The organism is Methanocella paludicola SANAE (genome assembly GCF_000011005.1).
GTDB classification, from domain to species: Archaea; Halobacteriota; Methanocellia; order Methanocellales; family Methanocellaceae; genus Methanocella; species Methanocella paludicola.
Genome location: NC_013665.1, coordinates 1,480,214 through 1,494,413 on the forward strand (window position 1 = coordinate 1,480,214; position 14,200 = coordinate 1,494,413).

Annotated in this window: 11 protein-coding genes; 5 read left to right on the forward strand and 6 right to left on the reverse strand. The window is 49.5% G+C overall.

The genetic code is table 11. The features are described from left to right. Positions 1–66: 66 nt before the first annotated feature. On the forward strand, positions 67–1,488 hold the full coding sequence (locus MCP_RS07460) for an MFS transporter (protein WP_231845032.1): 1,422 nt from the start codon (positions 67–69) through the stop codon (positions 1,486–1,488). Here the strand turns inward: MCP_RS07460 and MCP_RS07465 are convergent. The 3 genes from MCP_RS07465 to MCP_RS07475 are packed head-to-tail and all read right to left on the reverse strand — an operon-like array spanning position 1,485 to position 6,230. Beyond that, on the reverse strand, positions 1,485–2,654 hold the full coding sequence (locus tag MCP_RS07465) for a geranylgeranyl reductase family protein (RefSeq protein WP_012900231.1): 1,170 nt from the start codon (positions 2,652–2,654) through the stop codon (positions 1,485–1,487). The genes MCP_RS07460 and MCP_RS07465 overlap by 4 nt on opposite strands. Before the next feature lie 9 nt (positions 2,655–2,663). Then, entirely contained in the window at positions 2,664–3,572 is a 909-nt protein-coding gene (locus MCP_RS07470; RefSeq protein ID WP_012900232.1) for a DUF7065 domain-containing protein, read from the reverse strand. Between the two features lie 3 nt (positions 3,573–3,575). Continuing rightward, the gene (locus MCP_RS07475) at positions 3,576–6,230 is read right to left on the reverse strand and encodes a PEP/pyruvate-binding domain-containing protein (protein ID WP_012900233.1); all 2,655 of its coding nucleotides are present in this window, start codon (positions 6,228–6,230) and stop codon (positions 3,576–3,578) included. Positions 6,231–6,361: 131 nt separating this feature from the next. On the opposite strand from MCP_RS07475, the gene MCP_RS07480 reads away from it, so the two are divergent. Continuing rightward, positions 6,362–6,691, forward strand: a complete 330-nt coding sequence (locus MCP_RS07480; RefSeq protein ID WP_012900234.1) for a rhodanese-like domain-containing protein — start codon at positions 6,362–6,364, stop codon at positions 6,689–6,691. On the opposite strand, the gene MCP_RS07485 is transcribed toward MCP_RS07480, so the two are convergent. Together MCP_RS07485 and MCP_RS07490 are read right to left on the reverse strand one after the other, a co-directional pair. Continuing rightward, positions 6,681–7,424, reverse strand: coding sequence for a hypothetical protein (locus tag MCP_RS07485; RefSeq protein WP_012900235.1), 744 nt, complete (start codon positions 7,422–7,424; stop codon positions 6,681–6,683). The two genes, MCP_RS07480 and MCP_RS07485, sit on opposite strands and share 11 nt — an antisense overlap. Positions 7,425–7,548: 124 nt before the next feature. Then, the gene (locus MCP_RS07490) at positions 7,549–8,154 is read right to left on the reverse strand and encodes a pentapeptide repeat-containing protein (RefSeq protein ID WP_231845033.1); all 606 of its coding nucleotides are present in this window, start codon (positions 8,152–8,154) and stop codon (positions 7,549–7,551) included. Positions 8,155–8,801: 647 nt separating this feature from the next. On the opposite strand from MCP_RS07490, the gene xerA reads away from it, so the two are divergent. The 3 genes from xerA (at position 8,802) to MCP_RS07505 (ending at position 11,888) form a co-directional block, all read left to right on the forward strand. Beyond that, positions 8,802–9,620, forward strand: a complete 819-nt coding sequence (xerA, locus tag MCP_RS07495) for a site-specific tyrosine recombinase/integron integrase (RefSeq protein WP_012900237.1) — start codon at positions 8,802–8,804, stop codon at positions 9,618–9,620. Positions 9,621–9,720: 100 nt separating this feature from the next. Beyond that, a complete protein-coding gene (locus MCP_RS07500; RefSeq protein WP_012900238.1) occupies positions 9,721–10,284 on the forward strand; it encodes a YkgJ family cysteine cluster protein in 564 nt (187 codons plus the stop codon). 380 nt (positions 10,285–10,664) lie between these two features. Next, positions 10,665–11,888, forward strand: a complete 1,224-nt coding sequence (locus tag MCP_RS07505) for an IS256 family transposase (protein ID WP_012900239.1) — start codon at positions 10,665–10,667, stop codon at positions 11,886–11,888. A 334-nt stretch (positions 11,889–12,222) separates the two neighbouring features. Here MCP_RS07505 and MCP_RS07510 read toward each other — a convergent pair whose 3' ends face one another. Continuing rightward, the gene (locus MCP_RS07510; protein WP_012900240.1) at positions 12,223–14,034 is read right to left on the reverse strand and encodes a YgiQ family radical SAM protein; all 1,812 of its coding nucleotides are present in this window, start codon (positions 14,032–14,034) and stop codon (positions 12,223–12,225) included. Between the last annotated feature and the right edge of the window lie 166 nt (positions 14,035–14,200).

A 14,200-nucleotide genomic window follows, 5' to 3' on the forward strand; every position in this document is an offset into this window, starting at 1 on the left:
AAAAGCTAATTACTCGTATCTGAGTGAACGATACTATAATATGACGGCAACCAGTATTTGCTTCGAATGCCGACAATGATAACGGAAATAATAAACGAAGACACGGGCGCTTATAAAAACCGCTATATCATCATGGTCATCGTGCTCATGGGCATCATGATGTCCGTCATCGACGGCACCGTGGTGAGCATCGCCCTTCCGACCATTACTGCGTACTTCAATGTCGACGTTTCCTCCTCTCAATGGACGATCACGGCATACCTGCTTACCATGACCAGCCTGCTGCTCATTTTCGGCAGGCTTTCGGAATATTTCGGCAAGGTAAACCTGTTCATGGTAGGGTTTACCATCTTCACCCTGAGCTCTCTGGCCTGCGGCCTGTCGTCCAGCCTCATCATGCTCATTGTTTGCCGGGTGATACAGGGGTTCGGGGCGGCCATGGTCTTTTCCATAAGCGGCGCAATCCTGTTCCAGGCGTTCCCGGAGAACGAAAGGGGCAAAGCTATGGGGTTCCTGGGCTCTGCCGTTGCCATCGGCAGCATCGCCGGCCCTGTGCTCGGTGGCCTCATTGTAGATACGCTTGGGTGGGAATACATTTTCCTTATCAATGTACCCATCGGCATCATTCTGCTGGCCCTTTCCCTGAAATACCTCAATGTCAACGAGCTCAAGTCGGATAAGCTGGATATTGACTGGCCGGGCTCCGCAATTCTCATTGTATCCATGGTATCGCTAATGCTGTTCCTTGGAGACCTGGGGAAAAATGTCTCCATGAGCCCGGTAGCCACCGCACTAGCCGTATTGGCCATAGTCTCCTTTGTAGCTTTCATATACAGGGAATCACACTGTGCCGGGCCGCTTCTGGACCTATCCATATTCCGGATAAAAAAGTTCACCCTGCCCGTGCTGGCCATGATACTCACATTCATCGCCAATTTCATGCTCAGCATAGTAGGCCCGTTCTACTTCCAGGGCGTCCTGCACTATTCGGCGTCCCAGGTCGGCATACTTTACCTTGTGACGCCCATGGTCATGGTCATCGCCGCGCCCGTAACGGGCATGCTCTATGACCGCACGCGCTCAAAGTATTATGCGTGCATCGGGATGGTAATATCCGCGCTCGGATACGTTGCCATGGGCCTGCTCGTCAGGAACTTTAACGTGATGATCGCTGTCGGCATATTCATCCTATCGGGCATCGGGGGCTCCCTCTTCCAGAGCCCGAACAATACCGAAACAATGGGCTCTCTGCCCCCACGCAAGCTGGGCATCGCTTCCAGCGTCACGTCGACTATCAGGAATCTCGGCATGGCGCTGGGCGTATCCATATCGGCCATCCTGGTCACCTTCCAGCTAACCATGGCGGGATATAGCGGGCCTATACTCGAGGCGGGATCGACGCTGATACCTATCGTTAGTAACGTGATGTTCGTTTCGGCGGCACTATGTATGATAGCTGCCGCAGCGTCCCTGCTAAGGAATGTTTAATTGACCATACGGACTACTTTCATGATGGGCAGGCCATTTGTCGTGACCTCTAAAAAGATCTCTGAAACTGGGATGCTCTCCACGTTCAGTTTTTTGGCTGCGGCGATCATCAGGTTCATCTGAAGGTCGCTGGAGCCTACGATGAATTCCTTAACGCGGTAATTGCGACGGATCGCCTTACCTATGGTCGATCTGATCTCATGGTCATACGTTTTCAGCGCTTTTGCTGATACGTCTCCTGCATTTATCGCGTTGGCCGCAATGTTGCCCGCCATCCGTCCGCTGATCATGGCATTCATGATGCCCGCTCCGAGGAGCGGGTCGACGAGCCTGGCGCCGTCGCCGGCGAGCAAGAGCCCGCTCATAGATAAGCGGCCGGGTAAATTGCAAACCGGTACGGCTCCTGAGACGACCTGGATGATCTTACCGTCGGGAAAATGCTCACTTACATACCGTTCAAGGTAATCTATGGGATGTGCCCCATTTAAGCGGTCAGCCAGGTTCGCTACGCCTATATTGGCCTCATTCTTTCCCTTGGGGAATACCCAAAGATATCCTCCCGGGGATAGCTTATTACCGAAGTATAGCTCGAGGCAGTCGGGATCGATGTCGATGCCGGAGACGAGGAATTCCGCGCATGACTCCACGTCTTTTAGCCTGAGAGGGCCTAACAGGCCGGCCTGGCGGCCGATCTTCGATTCTACGCCGTCAGCGCCGATGATGACTTTTGCACGGGCTTCGAACTCCTGCCCTCTGCATTTACCCGTTATGCCTTTTACGCAGCCATCTTCTATGATCAGCCCCGTGGCCTGTGTTTTTACCTGGACTTCCGAGCCCGCATGCGCAGCCGTTTTCGCAAGCGAGCGGTCAAAGATCTTACGGTCCAGGATATATCCGGCAGTGTCCTCCTGGGAAAAGCATAACATGTTGCCATCGGGGGCATGAATACGCCCGCGGCGGACCTCGGCGCATACCCATTTAGGGTCGTATTCTATGAACTCGTCCAGTCCTGCCTTTATCACGCCCTCGGCGCAGCGGACGGGCACTCCGATCTCCTGCCGCTTCTCGATCAAAAGTACGTCGAGCCCCTTTCGTGCTGCTGTCGTAGCTGCTACGGATCCGGCGGGGCCTGCGCCGACTACGATAACATCATAGTTATTTTTCATTGTTAGAGCCTATGACTTTTTAATAAGGTATTCGGCGATGCCATAGCCCGTCTTACCATCCATACGATACCTGGCCAGGGTTTCGTACATGATGGACGATCCTTTCTTATCCGGGCTATCGAAGGGCATCATGACCTGCCGGAGTATCTCGGCATCAATGTAATACTGCTTGCCGTCCTTATCCTTCATTATCATGCGGAACGACTTCGGGCCCCCGTCAGCACCGTATTTCGTATCGATAGAAACGGCGTCCAGCGGCATGCTCATGCCGTTCAGGTGCACGAACCCCGCGTCCACCTCGCCCTGCTCGACTGCGAGCTTCGTGACGTTCAGGCCCTCTTTTTCCGAGAACTGGCATGTAAGCCATATCCACATTTTCGGCGCTGTCCATTCGCGGATGCCCCATGAATGGTCTCTTTCTCCCAGGCCGTTTATATTATAGGACCTATCCCCGATGCTGAGCGTTCCCGTGATACGGCCGAACTGCTCAAGGTGCTCGGAGACGACGCTCTTCGACATCGCCTCTTTTTCGGCGTTTACGCATGACCGGTAGTCGAACATCCGGTTCATTGCCTCGAACTCCAGGTCAAAAGTAGCGCTTACGGGCTGTGGCTGGCTGGCAAGTTTCACCATCATACCCTTAAAATCCAGCTTCCAGTGCTTCTCGGGCATAACCTTCGTGAACGTCAACCCGTTTACCGAAAGCTCAGGGCCGGAATACGGCGTATCACCCTTAAAGCCAACGATGCTGCCGTCAGGCAATAATAAAAAACAAAAAACGCTTTTCTCGTTCTTATTCGGCTTAAGCCCGATACGCATGAAGCCACAAACGTCGCTCGAACGATCATAAAAATTAAAGTAAAAGCTCTCGTTCCACTCCGTGTGGGAGCCGAACTCGTGTATGAGATCAGTATCCAACGCTTATTCCTCCAGTATGTAGATGATACCTTCGTTCCCATCGACCCGGACTTTTTGGCCGGTCTTGAGTAGATGGGTCGCGTTGCGTACGGCCGTAACCGCCGGTATCCTGTATTCTCTCGAAACGACCGCGCCGTGCGACAGGATGCCGCCGGTCTCGGTCACGAGCGCCCCGATGCGAGAAAAGACGGGCGTCCAGCCGGGGTCAGTGTTTTGCGTGACAAGTATGTCGCCATCCTCCACTGAGGAGAGCGCGCTGATCGTATCCACGATCCGGATCCTGCCGGTCGCAATGCCGGGGCTTGATGAGGTCCCGTTTATCACCCGGGTATTTTCATCGAGCGTTTGCGGGTCGTCAAAGTCGACGCCCCCTCTCAGGAACTTCGGCGGCAGAGTATCCCGGTACCTTTCGAAATCCATGCGCCTGGCCCGGATAATGCTTTTAATGCCCTTATCTCCGCTCTTCGCAAGCGCGAATATCTCCTCTTTAGAGAGGAAAAATATGTCATCCTGCCGCTCAATAAGCTTCCGTTCCACGAAGCGCCGCCCGTATTCCATAAAGAGCCGGCGCTGCCGGTAGATCTGGTGGTCGAGATAGAAGCGCTGGTTTTCCCTGAAGATCAGGTATACCTGGGCATAATTTAATACGATATTGAATACAGGGCCCTTTATGAGCCCGAGCTTTTTCGAGACCAGCTTTTGCGTCTCAAGCCGCTCCTCGAGGCGCTGCTGTTCCTGCTCCTCGATGCGGCTATCCTTCCCCTGGGCGAGCGACTTGACGATATCGACGACCAGGGACGGGTCGTTCGCCCACCGCGGGAAGAATATTTCCCTGGTGAATGAGCGGTGGCCATAGTCGGCCAGGAATTGCTCGAGTGAGGATAGGAATTTTTTATACTTCAGATCGCTTTCCAGGTTAGCCATGACGTCGCAGGATGGCGTATTCTTTAAAAGTTGCATGAGCGCCGGGTCAGCCCTGGCATCCCTCGCGAGCCGCTCCAGCGCGATATTAGTCTCGATGGTCTTATTATTGGGAAGACCAGAAATAAGCCTGGCATATAGCTCCCCCGTCCTATCATCTAACCAGTTTGTCAGCCAGCTTTTCGCGATAAGGTTGGTGCCGATGCTGTGCGTGACCATGCCGTACCTGATCAGCCGGTAATGCTTCAGCAGAGCGTTCTCCATCTTGACGAATTCCCTGTGCAGCTCTTCATCGCTAAGGCCTTTAAGGTCAAGCATGTCGAACGGCTTCATTTCGGAGAGGAATTGTTTTGCCCATTTCTTGTAGGCCTTATCCGTAAGCGGCATCGTGCCGTCCGGATCGAGAAGGGCGATCCGCACTTCCGCCAGCGCCCGGCGGAAGAGCTTTGTCGGCTCGTTAGCGATCCTGGCCTTATCCTTTTCCGGGAAATAGTTCAAGAGGTCCCGGGTCCTGGAGAATTTAGGGTTATACGTGAACACGCCTTCGAGGACTTCGGCGTTGAAATAGATGTGGCCTTTATGGATCTTGATCAGCTCTTTACCCGCTAAGTCCTTATAGCCCATGATGCTATTGCCCTCGTCCAGCACGTACTTCGAAAGATAATCGCCAAGGAGCGAGAAGAATAGTGGCGACACGACGTCGGCCCAGTACTCGTCGCCGTAGCCCCGTGTCCAGAGCGTCTGGTCGTTCTCTAGTGTCGTGATAGGCCTCGACTGGAGTAGATAGATAGTGCCCTCCTGGATGGCCCACTCGATATCCTGGGGAGCCCCATAATGCTGTTCTATCTTTTTCCCCGTCTCGGCTAGTGCATTTATCTGCACGTCGCTCAATGAGGCGGCATTTTGCTGCTTATCGTCCACGCTTGTCGCGGTGCTGCCATTATATGAGAAAAATATGCCTTTAGTTTTTTTACTTATATTCCTCTCGACAATACTTGAGGCTTTTTTATCGTAAACGAACCTGTCAGGGACGACGAGCCCTGATACGATGGATTCCCCGAGGCCCCAGCTCGATTCGATGACGATCCTGTCATTTCCGCTGACCGGGTCTTTCGTGAACATCACGCCGGATGCGGACGCGTTCACCATGCTCTGGACGACGACAGCCATTCCTGACTGCTCGATTCCGGCGTTTTGCCTGTATGCGATAGCGCGCTCGTTCCAGTAGGAAGCCCAGCAGCGCTTTACAAATTCGGGAATGTCCCCGCTTTTTACGTTCAGGAACGTGTCCTGCTGGCCTGCGAACGACGCTTCGGGAAGGTCCTCGGCCGCAGCCGATGAGCGCACCGCCCAGAGGTCACTGTTATTAAATGAGACGATTTTATCGTTAATGGCATCGATAACGCTTTGATCTATTACGCCCGATAGAATGAGCTCCCTGACTTTCGAGGCACATGAGGCGATACTGTCCTTATTAGAGACGTCGATGCCGGCCAGGCACTTCGTGATCTTTTCGCTAAGCTCATTTTTAATTATGAATTCCCTGTAGACTTCGGAAGTTATGATAAAGCCCGGAGGGACGTTAAACCCTGCTCTCAGCAGCTCCAGCAGGTTGAACGCTTTGCCTCCCGAATCTTCCAGAGACGAGGACGTGCTGCCGGATAAAGGAAGTATCCCTCGTAATACAGAAGAATCATTGCTTAGCGTTTCCCGCTGTTGTTTCGTCCTTCCATCCATTAATATCACTTTTAACAGTTCAATTTTAGTATAATCGTAAAAAGTACGGCCGGAGAGTTATAAAACGATTGCGGTATCGGCCGAAATAAACTTTTTATAAACGGGCGTAGAATTAATGTAGTGGTTTACATATGGCAGGCAACAGGATCAATATACTGGGCACGGACGAGCTCAAGGAACGCCTGAGCGATCCGAAAAAGGTAATTATCGTAGATGCCAGGGACGAAGAGGACTACAAGAAAATGCACATCCCCGGGGCCATTTCGATTCCCGTGTACGATATCGATAAAATGAGCGACACGCTGGACAAGGATAAGGAGGTCATCACCTACTGTAGTGGGGGTATGTGCGATGCCAGCACGGACGCCGCGAACATCCTTACAAAGAAGGGCTTCAAGAACGTATCCGAGTACAAAGGCGGCATTCAGGACTGGTTCGCCGGGAATAACCCTACTGAGTGACGATAGGCGACGCGTTCACGTCGAACGGGTTGGTCCTCATGGAAAGCGAATACAGGTAGGGATACCGCTTTTTCATATATTTCATATAATCGAGCCACGTGCCGATCAGCCGGGCATATACCCGCTCCATATCTTTGTCGATATGGATCAAATCACTCTGTGGAAGCGCTTTCAGGTCTTTCCTGAACTCCAGCTCCTCGGTAAGGTGGAATACGGACCGTAATAGTTCAGTGAACGATTCGTGCTCTAACAGTACGGGATTTTCCAGCAGGCGGACTGAGAACTCGCGTTTGCTTATCAGAATGTTACGCAGGTTTTCCAGGTCTACTTTATTTATATCAATATTGTGCGGATGGTCATTAAGCCGTCTTTTGACATCCTCGAACTGCCTGTCCGTCCATTTTTGGCCGACGACCAGGTCGTTCCGTATTTGTTCAATGTCCGGATCGCTTGCCGCAAATTCCTTTAGTAGCCGTGTGCCCTCTTCGCTAAAAAAGACGCCGATGACCATGTTCAGCTTTTCCATACGATCTTCTACTTCTCGAAATTCGAGAAGCTGGTCCAGTACTAGCGTCACGAAGATGACCTCGATAGGCATGAAGGCAAAATAGAATAGCGTATATTCGGATAAGAAGTGGAAGTTCTGGAATATCAGATAATGTAATATATACAATACAATAGATACGACCACTAATATCAGGCCTATGCGTATCTGCCAGTCGAGCTTTTTCATCCAATCATATTATTCACGTTACTGTTATAGATTTTTGCCATGCCATAAAACTGTTAAAACTATAGATAATTATTTATATTAATTATATTTTTAAGGATCTTCAGTGTTTAAAAACTGTTATGAACTATCCATTACCTTTCGAGATATTTTTAAGATCTACTGACCTGGACTTTCTGAACAATGCGCTGTCCAGGTCCAGCTTCGTCTCGACCATTAACATATCGTTTGTCGAGACTGTATTGAACAGGTTGTCGTAGAGCACTGAATAGTTCATTGAAGTATAATCCATCTCCACGTTATCGAACGATGAATGCGCGATAAATGATTTTTCTGCGTTCATGTGCTGGAGGTCACAGTTCTCGAAACTCGAGCCTGAAATACAGACTGTCGATATGTTGGCGCTCAGCATATTGCAGCTCTTGAACGCGCAATCGACTACCTTGGCCCCGATCATCTTTACCAGGTGCATGTCGCATTCGGAAAAAGTCAGCTTATAGAGCTTCGACTCGCTCAGGTCAGCCTGGGATAATAATGCCTTATTAAAGGCGCAATCCAGAATGTCCGACTTTCGCATGATGGAGCGCCTGAAGCTCGTGCCGTTAAAGCTGCAGCCGACGAGCTGCGAATCATAGAGGTTGGCGTTGTCCAGGATAGCCCTGTCGAACTTGACGTTCACGATCTGCATTCCGTGGAGGTCGACGCTGCTCAGGTCGACGCCGGTTAAGTCCATATTGCGGATGCCATCGTTAAAGTGATTTTCACGAAGGCTGAGAAGGTATTTTGTTTTTTTTATTTCCGCATCGGACAGCATAGTTATAGCCTGCTTTTTGTTTGGACTTGCTGATGTTAGTATATATTACGGGCGGTATAAGATATAGTTTTATCTCATTTGCCAAGGATTAATATATTATGCTGTTGTGTAATAAAGTCTATATTAAAAATGTATAATATTTATTAATTGTTATATAATAATATATTGTTATTAAATCTTTAATAACTAATAGTAATATATAAAGTTTAATTTTCATTATATTTACTAATATATGTGGTTATTTTTATTTATATTATAGCCTTTGTAATACCCTAGGTTACTTAGTGATAACATGCTATAAAATAACATACAATACATTGTATATATCATTTAAGCGATGTTAGATAAAATCGCATACTTTATTACAAAATTATGCTATAATTTAGCCCTTGAAAATTATAAGCCCCGGGAACTCAGGATAAAATACTAAAAATAAGGGCCGTGTCGATAAATAGTAATTTATCGACATAACGTATCCAAATATATTAACCAAAAGAGGCTTATAATATGAAGCCTTACTAAGTAACCATATACTAGCTGGATAAAAGAACATTTTGGTGGGATTGATGGACTACATACAGATCTTCCTGGATGAAAAGAGATTATCTTCCAGCCCCAACACTATAAAACAATATGGCCTGATACTCCACAACTTCCAGGAATTTTGTAGCAAGCCTTTAGACCAGGTAAACAGGCACGAGATTATAAGATATCTAAACCACCTGATGTTCGAACAAAATAGGTCCAAAGCATATGTTTCAAACATAATGAGCATCATTAAATCGTTCTATTCGTTCCTCGTCGAGAACGAGTATATCACAGCTAACCCTGCAAAGGGGATCAGCTCAGTGAAGATCGACAAAAAGGCCCCGATATATTTGACGCAGGACGAAATGCGGGCCCTCATTGAAACGGCCCTGGACCCACGGGATAACCTCATCGTTAAAATGCTCTATGCCACTGGAGTCAGAGTATCCGAACTCGTGAACATAAAAAAGCAGGACATAGACCTGGACAGAAACACTATTAAAGTATTTGGCAAGGGAGCAAAGGAGCGTATCGTACTGGTGCCGGACGTGCTCAAAGCGCAGCTCGAGACATACTGCGCCGGCTTCCCGGAAGGGCAAAAACTATTCGATCTCAATATCCGGACAGTCGAGCGGGATATTAAGGCACTCGCGGTAAGGGCGGGCATCAACAAAAAAGTCACGCCACACAAGCTCAGGCACAGCTTTGCCACGCACATGCTACAGAACGGGGGAAACGTGGTGGCCATACAAAAGCTCCTGGGGCACACATCGCTCAACACTACACAGATATACACCCATTACAGCGTGGACGAGCTCAAAGACATGTATGCGCATACCCACCCGATGAACAAATAAACTGTTATAAATATTGTTTTTTATATTAAAAACGTCACTTATTTCGGATAAAATTAGTCAACCTGTCGATAGCAACCATTTTAACGACCGGGATGGCCTTATGCGCTCGACAGGACTACAGCTTAACAGGGCAGAGAGCCGCTTCGAATGCAAGCGGTGCGGCGCCTGCTGCAAGGACAGGGACGTTCCCCTGACACTCGACGACATCTTTCGGCTTAGCGAATTCCTTAACATGGACCCCGACAGCTTTTACAGCCAGTATTGCGTCGAAGTGGCAAAAGGCGATAATACGATAGCTCTGCCGTATTTACGGAGGGACGACGGAGCCTGCTGTTTCCTGGAGGATAACATCTGCCAGGCCCATTTCGCCAAGCCTACGGTGTGCCTGAACACGCCGTCGACCATCTTCGGCAGTATTGAACATATAAGGGCCCGGATGCCGCCCTCATGCGCTATCCATCATACAAGGATCCCTGAATCGGCAGATAATGAGCGCAAGAGAAGGAATTATATGACGGCCATGATGCTCACGACCATATATTATAGTAAGTTCGGCACGTTCAAGTATCAGCTCTCTAAGCCGTTCATTTATCGTATACTGCTTTTCCGGCGTAACCGGGAGCAGATCTATAATTTTACCGGCAATAACATGGCGAGTAACTAGCCCTGGTAAAATCAAATCAATCGATATTTCGTGGAGAAGATTTGTTTGGTCGGTATCACGAACCTCTCCAAAGGAATTAAACCCCTAATTTTTCTTTAAGATTTTACTCACTAAAACCTAAATCTCTAAAACACCGTCAATGCCCGAACTCCCTAATACTCTGGGCATTGCACGAACGCCCGAAGCCTCAAACCCGAAAAGAAGGCTCGAAAACTCGAATACACGTTCGAAACGCTAAACGAGCCTTGCACCAACACTCTAATGCATGGCTAAATCGCCAACGACCCTAATACCCTAAATGCGGGGTAACGACCGGGCTCTTGGGAGTGTTTTGTTTTTTGCTGAAACTTCTTAACGTATGAGTGTTAAGGAGTGTTTAGATGGCAAATTTATTGAGCAAAGAGCAGATAAGGGCTTGGTTGAAGGATAACGATCTTAAAGATGGTGCGTCGATTGAGAAGGCGTTCATTGGGGAGATTAAAGGAGTATTGCAAGAGGCATTAGAAGCGGAGATGACCAATACATTGGGTTATTCGAAGTATGATTGGAAGAATAAGAGTACGGATAACATGAGGAATGGTCACTCGAAGAAGACTGTTAGAAGCCAGTTCGGGGAGGTCGAGCTCGATATCCCCAGGGATGTTAATAGAGAGTTCGAGCCGGTCATTGTTAAGAAGCATGAGAAGACCTTCTCGAACAGCCTGGAGGATATGATCATCAGCCTGTTTGCCAGTGGCATGAGTACTCGTGATATCGAAGGGCAGATGAGACGGGTGTACGGGGTGGACGTTAGTCCGGAGATGGTGACCAGGATCACTGATAAAATACTTCCAAGGGCCAAGGAGTGGCAGAACCGGGTGCTTGACTCGTTGTACCCGTTCATCTTCCTGGACGGTGTCATGTTCAACGTCAGGCAGGATGGCGTTGTGATCAAGAAGACGGCTTACGTGGTGTTCGCTATCAACGTGGAGGGCAGGAGAGAGGTGCTGGGAATCTGGATCGGCGAGGCCGAATCGAGCAAGTTCTGGATGACCGTGCTGTCCGAAATGAGGAACCGTGGAGTGGAGGACATCCTTATCGCCAGCGTTGACGGGCTCAGCGGCTTCGAGGAGGCCATCCGGGCCGTGTACCCCAGGACAGAGATACAGCGGTGTATCGTTCACCAGATCAGGAACAGCACCAGGTACGTGTATTATAAGGATCGTAAGGAGTTTTGCAACGATATGAAGCAAATTTACACGGCTCCAGGCGAGGAAGCAGGATTGTTGGCCCTAAGCCGTTTCGAGGAAAAATGGCGGGGCAAATACCATTACGCTGTAAAGAGCTGGAGAACTAATTGGCAGTGCCTGTCCACGTTCTTCAAGTACCCGCCCGAAATAAGACGGCTCATCTATACAACGAACCCGATCGAAAATTTTAATAGAAACATACGGAAAATCACAAAGACCAAGAGCAGCTTTCCCACCGATGACAGCCTGTTCAAGATATTGTACCTGATCGTCATGGACACAAGTGAAAAATGGACCTCAGCGATACCGAACTGGAGCATAATCCTGAACCAGCTCACCGGGTACTTCAAAGAACGAATCGAATCATATATCTAAAAAGGAATCGAATACAGAACAAAAGTTTCAACAAAAAACATTACGCTTCCGGGCTCTTAGAGTATTAGTGCTATGTCGTTTAGTGTTTCAAACGTGTTTTAGAGACTTAGAGACTTCTTTTCGGGTTAGCGCGTTAGAGGCTTAGAGCACTGCCCAGAGTGTTTGAGAGTTCGGGCGTTAACGGTGCTGTCGAGGCTTAGAGGCTTAGTGAGTAAAATCTTAAAGAAAAATTAGTGGTTTATTTCCTTTGGAGATGTTCGTGATACCGACCAAGCAAATCAGCGCCCATAGGTAACAGAGCATTAATGAATGCAAAGTTTGATTATTGCCGGTCCTATCGCCTTCGTCCATGAGGCCTTGTCGGCGGGATCAGGCATTTTGGGCCGTACCCGATGAGATCTTTTCTACCAGCTTTTTGCAGCGCCTTCTTTACGAGGTCATAATTAGCCGGGTCTTTATATTGTAATAGCGCGCGCTGCATCCGTCTCTCATCAACGCTTCTGGGAACGTAGACTTCCTTTTCTGTATAGGGGTTATAGCCCGTATAGTACATGCAGGTGGAAAGCGTGGAAGGCGTCGGAGTGAAATCCTGCACCTGCTCGACATAATAGCCCATATCCCGCACATACTCGGCCAGCTGGACCGCATCATTAAGCGTACACCCGGGATGGCCCGAAATAAAATAGGGAATGATATACTGCTCCTTACCTAGCTCCCGGTTGATCTCCTTATACCTCTTCACGAAACGCTCATACATCTCGATGGACGGCTTACACATGGCATCCGTGACAGCCTTCGAAACGTGCTCCGGCGCCACTTTTAGCTGCCCGCTCACGTTATGCTCGCAGATATGGTACAGGTAATCCTCGTCCTGCATCGCCAGGTCGTAGCGGATGCCCGAGCCAATGAACACGTTCTTAACCCCGGGCACCGACTCGACGGCTTTCAAAAGTTTGATGAGATCGCCATGGTCCCTCTTCAGGCTCGGGCACGCCTTCGGGTACAGGCAGAGCTTATCCTGGCAGGCGCCGTATTTCGACTGCTTCTCGCACCCCAGCATGTACATGTCGGCCGTCGGGCCCCCGATGTCAGTTATGGTCCCTTTGAACTCCGGCATCTTCACAAGCTTCTTTACTTCCTCGACGATCGACTCGATGCTGCGGCTCTGGACGATGCGACCCTGGTGGTTCGTGATGGCGCAGAAGGCGCAGCCGCCGAAACAGCCTCTGTGACTGGTTATAGAAAATCGTACGGTCCTGAGGCCCGGTATCTCTTCCTTATACGAAGGATGAGGCCTTCGAGTATAAGGCAGGCCATAGACGTGGTCGAGCTCAGCAGTGGTCATAGGCATGGGCGGCGGGTTCTGGACGACGATGGTCTTAGGGTGGCGCTGCACCACGACTCTGCCATAGAACGGGTCCTGCTCATCCGAATAGGCTTTAAAAGCCCGGGCATATGCCATCTTATCGGTAGATACGACCTTATAATCCGGAAGCTCCACGAACCCTTCGATATCCAGCTCCCGGGTCTTCGTGGACGTACCCCTAATACCTTTGATATCACCAATAGCCTTACCGGAATTTAATTGATGGACCACCTCAACGATAGGCTTCTCGGCCATACCATAGACAAGCAGGTCGGCAGGGGAATCGGCCAGGATCGACTGCCGGACCTTATCGTCCCAGTAATCATAGTGGGCAAACCGGCGCAGGCTCGCCTCGATGCCGCCGATGACAATGGGCTTCGACTTATAAGTCTCCCGGATACGGTTACAATAGACAAGGACTGCGCGGTCAGGCCTGAGGCCGCCTTTACCGCCGGGCGCATAATCGTCTTCCGTACGGATCCGCTTATTGGCCGTATAATTATTGACCATCGAGTCCACGTTGCCCGAAGAAACGCAAAAGCAGAGCCGGGGCTCGCCAAGAACATCGAACGCGCGCTTATCGCGGAAATCGGGTATGGCGATCATGCCCACACGGTATCCCGCATCCTCGAGCACACGGCCGACAAGGGCCGGGCCGAAGGCAGGATGGTCGACGTAAGCGTCCCCGCTGACAATGATCACATCAGGCTGACTCCACCCGAGGCGCCCCATCTCTTCCAGGGACATCGGCAAAAATCGGCCGGAAGACCTTTTTTTCATCAAGAGAACTAGGGGTCACAATATAGAAAAAACTTATCAGCGACAATATCCTTAATATATATGAGAGCCAAATTGTGTAAAAAATATACGAAAAGGGTATTGGTTTTATAGTATGTTCCTTGAAATACTGGGCATTTCAGCTGAATCAACATTAGTTTATATTGCG

Bases quoted from the DNA above. Each gene is read 5' to 3' on its own strand.
- MCP_RS07460 (WP_231845032.1), top strand. From the start codon at position 67: ATGCCGACAATGATAACGGAAATAATAAACGAAGACACGGGCGCTTAT.
- MCP_RS07465 (WP_012900231.1), bottom strand. From the start codon at position 2,654: ATGAAAAATAACTATGATGTTATCGTAGTCGGCGCAGGCCCCGCCGGA.
- MCP_RS07475 (WP_012900233.1), bottom strand. From the start codon at position 6,230: ATGGATGGAAGGACGAAACAACAGCGGGAAACGCTAAGCAATGATTCT.
- MCP_RS07480 (WP_012900234.1), top strand. From the start codon at position 6,362: ATGGCAGGCAACAGGATCAATATACTGGGCACGGACGAGCTCAAGGAA.
- MCP_RS07485 (WP_012900235.1), bottom strand. From the start codon at position 7,424: ATGAAAAAGCTCGACTGGCAGATACGCATAGGCCTGATATTAGTGGTC.
- MCP_RS07490 (WP_231845033.1), bottom strand. From the start codon at position 8,154: ATGGACTTAACCGGCGTCGACCTGAGCAGCGTCGACCTCCACGGAATG.
- xerA (WP_012900237.1), top strand. From the start codon at position 8,802: ATGGACTACATACAGATCTTCCTGGATGAAAAGAGATTATCTTCCAGC.
- MCP_RS07500 (WP_012900238.1), top strand. From the start codon at position 9,721: ATGCGCTCGACAGGACTACAGCTTAACAGGGCAGAGAGCCGCTTCGAA.
- MCP_RS07505 (WP_012900239.1), top strand. From the start codon at position 10,665: ATGGCAAATTTATTGAGCAAAGAGCAGATAAGGGCTTGGTTGAAGGAT.
- MCP_RS07510 (WP_012900240.1), bottom strand. From the start codon at position 14,034: ATGAAAAAAAGGTCTTCCGGCCGATTTTTGCCGATGTCCCTGGAAGAG.